The sequence below is a fragment of the Methylobacterium sp. WL64 genome (assembly GCF_008039945.1).
Lineage (GTDB): Bacteria > Pseudomonadota > Alphaproteobacteria > Rhizobiales > Beijerinckiaceae > Methylobacterium.
This window is the reverse complement of record NZ_VRVA01000205.1, coordinates 1-5668: the sequence shown is the minus strand read 5'-3', so window position 1 is coordinate 5668 and position 5668 is coordinate 1. Positions and strand designations below refer to the sequence as shown.

General features: G+C 62.2%; 6 protein-coding genes. All 6 read left to right on the top strand.

The window, feature by feature from the left end:
- Window positions 1–158 precede the first annotated feature (158 nt).
- On the top strand, window positions 159–671 hold the full coding sequence (locus FV242_RS35070; protein WP_187278664.1) for an ABC transporter permease subunit: 513 nt from the start codon (window positions 159–161) through the stop codon (window positions 669–671).
- 41 nt (window positions 672–712) lie between these two features.
- Window positions 713–1069, top strand: coding sequence for an ABC transporter permease subunit (locus tag FV242_RS35065; protein ID WP_246692992.1), 357 nt, complete (start codon window positions 713–715; stop codon window positions 1067–1069).
- A complete protein-coding gene (locus tag FV242_RS32460; RefSeq protein ID WP_147941809.1) occupies window positions 1066–2196 on the top strand; it encodes an amino acid ABC transporter permease in 1131 nt (376 codons plus the stop codon). The genes FV242_RS35065 and FV242_RS32460 overlap by 4 nt, the downstream gene beginning before the upstream one ends.
- Window positions 2193–2987 carry an amino acid ABC transporter ATP-binding protein gene (locus tag FV242_RS32455; protein WP_147941808.1) on the top strand — a complete coding sequence of 265 codons (795 nt, stop codon included), beginning with the start codon at window positions 2193–2195 and terminating at the stop codon, window positions 2985–2987. The genes FV242_RS32460 and FV242_RS32455 overlap by 4 nt, the downstream gene beginning before the upstream one ends.
- A 367-nt stretch (window positions 2988–3354) precedes the next feature.
- On the top strand, window positions 3355–4623 hold the full coding sequence (gene glyA, locus FV242_RS32450; protein WP_147941807.1) for a serine hydroxymethyltransferase: 1269 nt from the start codon (window positions 3355–3357) through the stop codon (window positions 4621–4623).
- A 169-nt stretch (window positions 4624–4792) separates the two neighbouring features.
- A complete protein-coding gene (locus tag FV242_RS32445; protein WP_246692991.1) occupies window positions 4793–5626 on the top strand; it encodes a D-serine ammonia-lyase in 834 nt (277 codons plus the stop codon).
- The last annotated feature ends 42 nt before the right edge of the window (window positions 5627–5668 follow it).

The following is a 5668-nucleotide window of genomic DNA, read 5'->3' as shown; positions in this document are numbered from 1 at the left end:
CGAGGGCGAGGCCGACATCCGCACCGTCGTCGATACCGCGCGCCTCGCAGGCCGCAGTCCCTTCGGCACCATTCTCAAGACCATCGGCGCCTGAAACCAGCCATCAATGGCGTGGGTAATTACTCTCCTCCGGCGACGCCAACGCTCAGGCCCTAGTTGTGGGTCTCGTCAATACGCTCAAGGTGGCCATTGTAGCCATCGTCCTCAGCACGATCGTCGGGACGTTGGTTGGGGTCGGTCGTCTCTCGACGAACTGGCTAGTCCGGCAACTCTCATTCGGTCTCGTCGAGGTCGTTCGGAACACGCCGCTCCTCATCCAGATCGTGTTCTGGTATTTTGCGGTGGTCCTGCAGTTCCCGCCAGCGAGTACCGCCGCGAACATGTTCGGCCTCGTGATTGCCAGCCAGTCGGGTGTCTTCCTGCCCTTCGTGGCGGTCTCCGAGACGACGACGGGCGTCGCCTCGGCGGCCCTGGCTGCGGGCATCGCCGCGCTTCTCGTCGTACTCTCAGGTGGCCTCTTCGACACGGGCCGGATCGTCAAGCGAGGCGCCCTGGCCCTCGCCGCGGTCCTGCTGGCGGTCTCGATCGTAGCCGGCTTCCCGCTAATTCCGAACCTGCCGGTGGTGACGCGGTTCGGCGCGAGGGGGGGCTGCCTCTCTCGCCGGAACTGACGGCGCTGCTGCTCGCCATCGTGGTTAACAGTTCGGCCTACGTGGCGGAGATCGTGCGAGGCGCCATCGATGCGCTACCGAAGGGGCAATGGGAGGCTGCCGCCGCCCTTGGCCTGTCCCGCTCAAGCACGCTTCAAGAGATCGTTCTGCCGCAAGTATTCCGTGTCGTGCTGCCCTCGCTTGGGAACCGCTACATCAGCCTCATGAAGGATACATCCCTCGGAATCGCTATCGGATATCCAGATCTGTTTAACGTCTACGGTACCGTTTCCAATCAGACCGGGCGCAATCTCGAAGGTGTCCTGATCGTGATGGTGACGTACCTGGTCCTGAGCTGGCTGATTAGTTCTGTCGTGAATCTCCTGAATCGCCGGATCACCGGAGGGACCACCCGATGAACGCCATGCCGCTCCGCTGGCTTCACCGCAACCTGTTCGGGAAGCCGGCCGACGCCGCTCTGACGCTGGTGATCGTGCCATTCTGCGCCTGGGTGCTGATTGTAATCCTGCGCTGGGCACTCGTCACGGCCGATTGGCACATTCTCGCCGATAGCGCCCGCGTCCTGCTGATCGGCATCTACCCAGTGGAAGAAATCTGGCGCGCATGGTTCTGTGGGTTCGTCCTAGCGGGCATCGCGGGCGGCAGCCTCGGGATCCTCCTTCCTGCTGCGGTTCCACTCCTCGCCGGGCTTGCAGGAGCCGGGCTGATCGGCGGCCTGGCGCTACTTGCCGCAGGCGCGGCCGACGGTCTGCTCGCGGTCGGATGCCTTTGGACGGCTCTCGCGGCTTGGGCGTTGCTGGCGCGCTCTTTCACGCTGTGTCGCTTTGCCGGCCCGGTGTTCCTTCTCGCCTTCGGGGCGATGTTCCTCGTGCTCGCTGGTCCCGGGCTGGAGCGCTGGGGCGGCCTGCTCCTGAGCGTTATCCTCACTATCGCGACGTCCTGCCTCGTACTCCCCCTCGGCATCCTCCTGGCGCTCGGCCGGCAAAGCCGGATCGGCAGCGTCCGCGTCCTGTGCACCGCCTATATCGAGGTAATGCGCTCGATCCCACTCATCCTGGTCGTGTACTGGATCTGGATCATCGTGCCCCTGCTCTTGCCGGGCCTGCCTGTTCCCGCCCTCCTGCGCGGCATGGCCGGCTACGCCATCTTCTTCTCAGCCTACGTCGCCGAATACGTCCGCAGTGGCCTACAGGCCCTTTCGAAGGGACAGGTCGAGGCAGCCCAGTCCCTGGGGATGGGAACGTGGTCCACCAATCTGGACATCGTTCTGCCCCAGGCATTGCGCGTCACGCTCCCCGCCCTGGTCGGCCAAATCCTGGACATCTTCAACGGCGCAACTCTAGTATTCATTATTGGACTGACCGATTTTTTACGGTCTGGTCAGATGATTCTTGCAAATCCGCAGAATAGTTCAAGGGTTTATGAAATATATTTAACAATGTTTGCCGTGTATTTTGTGATCGGATCGGCCATCACCTACGCCTCACGTAAGCTCGAGGCGCATCTCGGGAGGGGAACGCGATGAAGATCCAGCATCAGGTAAATACGGCCGGATCCACCCGACCGATTGTCAGCTTCTCGCGCTTCAACAAGTATTACGGCACCTATCACGTCCCCAAGGATATCGATCTCGACGTTTCACGTGGCGAGGTGATGGTCGTCATCGGTGCGAGCGGTTCCGGGAAGTCGACCCTGATCCGCTGCGTGAACGGGCTTGAGACCTACCAAGCCGGTGAGTTGCATGTGGACGGCTACGACATGCCCAACGCCGCGGATCGAGAACTTGGCGGTGACCGAGAACTCGCGAGCATCCGCCGGGGCGTCGGCATGGTCTTTCAGCAGTTCAATCTGTTTCCGCACAAGAGTGTTCTCGATAATGTCACGATTGCACCGATGCGGGTACGCAAACGGAAGAGGGTTGAGGCGGAGGCCGTCGGCCAAAAGCTCCTTGAACGTGTCGGTTTGCGCGATCACGCCCACAAGTTCCCCGGGCAACTCTCTGGCGGGCAACAGCAACGCGTCGCAATCGCCCGGGCGCTGGCGATGGAGCCGCACCTGATGCTGTTCGATGAGCCAACATCGGCCCTCGACCCGGAGATGGTCGGCGAGGTGCTCGACGTCATGCGCGAGTTGGCGGTCGAGGGGATGACCATGATGATCGTGACGCATGAGATGGGCTTCGCGCGCGAGGTCGCGGATCGGGTTGTCTACATTGATCGCGGCCACATCCTGGAAGTCGGAACGCCGACACAGATCTTCGATGATCCGCAGCAGGAGCGGACTCAAACCTTTCTCTCTCGTGTTTTGCGGCATTAAAGTCGGCTCTTCGATACTACGCGCTCGCTTACGCCGAGCCGGTATCCACCTCGGCGGCGGCGCGCGCTCTAGAACGCTTTTCGTCCTCGACAAAACCGCATTGAGCCAGGCCGGCCACCTCGCCGAAGATCGACCGAAAACCGATTCAACGTTCAGATTTGCCAATGTATTACCTTAAAACAATTCATTTGTGTTAATCGAAGATTACTCTTACGCCTTCATCCTAGAGGGCTTTACCAAGAAATTTAGTCGGCGATACCTAAGCCGATAACCGTCGCCGCACGACGAAAGTGCTGCTTCCGGAATCATTCCGAAAACTCGGATCCGAAGAGCCAACAGCAGACCAACTGTTTGATGATACTCACTCATGTCTACGCTTCACGTCGGTTACTTCAATCTTGGTCTCGATGCCGATCCCCCGTTGGCACGGGCCATCCGAGGCGAACTTGTGCGCCAGCAGGACGGGATCGAGCTGATCGCTTCAGAGAACATTGTCTCGAAGCTCGTCCTGGAGGCCCAGGGCTCGGTCATGACCAACAAGACGGTCGAGGGCTTCGCCTATGCACGGTACTACGGTGGCGCGGAATACGCTGATGCCATTGAGGCGCTTGCGATTGAGCGGGCGAAGACGCTGTTTGGATGCAGCTTCGCCAACGTCCAGGCTCATTCGGGGTCGAACGCCAACAATGGGGTGTTCCTGGGCTTGTTGAAGCCGGGCGAGACCATCCTCTCGATGAAGACCGCGGCCGGGGGGCATATCAGCCATGGCCACCCGGCTACCTTAACCGGGCGCGACTACGACATCGTCCACTACGGCGTCAGCAGGGAAACCGAGAAGGTCGATCTTGAGGAAGTCCGTAACCTCGCGCGGAAGCATCGCCCCAAGATCATCGTCGCCGGCGGCTCGGCTTATGCTTGGACCCTCGATTTCGAGGGTTTCCGTGCCATCGCCGACGAGGTCGGCGCCTATCTGATGGTCGACATGGCCCATTTCGCGGGCTTGGTCGCGGCGGGATGCTATCCCAACCCCTTCCCCCACGCGCATGTCGTGACCTCGACCACAAACAAGTCTCTGCGCGGCGCTCGCGGCGCCATGGCCCTCTGGAATGACGCGGTCCTCAGCGACCGCATCAACTACGGCATCTTCCCGGGCGTGCAGGGCGCGGTGATGCTGCACATCGTCGCCGCCAAGGCAGCCTGCTTCGGTGAGGCCATGCGGCCGGAATTCAAGGCCTACAACCGAGCGGCCCTCGAGAATGCCCTCGCCCTGGCCGGCAGGCTCGCCGAGCACGGGATGCGCCTTGTCTCCGGCGGCACGAACACGAGCCTGATGCTTGTCGATCTCGTGAACCAGGGAATCACGGGCGACATCGCCGCTACGGCCCTCGAGGCGGTGGGTATCGCCGTGAATAAGAACCAGATTCCCTTCGACACCCGCCCACCGGAGGCACCGTCGGGGCTGCGCCTCTCGAGCAGCGCGGGCACGACCCGCGGGTTCGGACGCGATGAGTTCCGGCAGATCGGCGACTGGATCGTGCGGGCGATCGAGGCCCGGGGGGATGCGGCTGCGCTCGCGGCGATCCACGAGGACGTACGCACGCTCTGCCGGCGCTTTCCGATCTACGACGCGGCGTGAGCCGCGGGCCACGTTCCTGCACCGCGCGCCTGCGCTGGCGCGAGTTTCACCGTCGTGAAAGCCGTCCCAGCGCGAGAATGCGCGCACCTGAAGAGCTGAGAGCTGCCGACCTGAAGCGATCGGGCCGCCGGTTCCAAGCCGGCCTCGTGATTCATCTGGAGATGCCCCCTTGACCCGGCACGACGCATCCGTCCTCGGACGTCCACTCGGCGCGTGGCTCACCGCCTACCCCCTCATTCGGGACCTAATGGATGGCAGGGAGATCACGTGGTTCAATCCGGGGATCGCGCCCGCAGCGGTTGGTCTCGGCGATGTCGGCTTGACGATGATGGATGTCGAGGATGCGCAAGCGAGGCTGACGCGGTTCGCCCCGCTGCTAGTCCGATTCTTCCCAGAACTCGCAGCGACTGGCGGAATCATCGAGTCGGACCTCGTCGACGTACCGGACTTCGCGCGGGGGCTCCAGCAGCGCTACGGCTACGCGACGGCCGGGCGTCTTCTCCTGCAGAAGGATAGCCATCTGCCGGTCTCTGGTTCGATCAAGGCGCGTGGCGGTATCTACGAAGTGCTCAAGCGGGCTGAAGCCCTCGCGCTCAGGGCTGGATTGATCATGCCCCAGGATGATTACACGAAATTGGCCGAGGCGCCGGCCTTCTTCTCCGATTACAAAATTGCAGTTGGCTCGACCGGCAATCTGGGCCTGTCGATCGGCCTCATGAGCGCGCGGATCGGGTTCCGGACGACGGTCCACATGTCGGCGGATGCGCGGCAGTGGAAGAAAGATCGTCTGCGCGCTTCAGGTGTGACGGTCGTCGAGCATACCGGCGATTACGGCGCCGCCGTTGCCCGGGGCCGCGCCGAGGCAGAGGCCGACCCGAACTGTCATTTCGTCGATGACGAGCATTCGAAGGACCTCTTCCTAGCATTACAGTTGCGTTTTTTGGCTTTTCCGTCGTCGGCGTGTTTTGCTGGGCTTACGGCGGTGACGCCCTTTGGCGTCTGACGCTCGGCGTTTGAGATGGGCGTTTCGGGCGGCCGCCTGATG

Coding starts and splice junctions, on each gene's coding strand:
- FV242_RS32455 (WP_147941808.1), top strand. CDS start 2,193: ATGAAGATCCAGCATCAGGTAAATACGGCCGGATCCACCCGACCGATT.
- glyA (WP_147941807.1), top strand. CDS start 3,355: ATGTCTACGCTTCACGTCGGTTACTTCAATCTTGGTCTCGATGCCGAT.
- FV242_RS32460 (WP_147941809.1), top strand. CDS start 1,066: ATGAACGCCATGCCGCTCCGCTGGCTTCACCGCAACCTGTTCGGGAAG.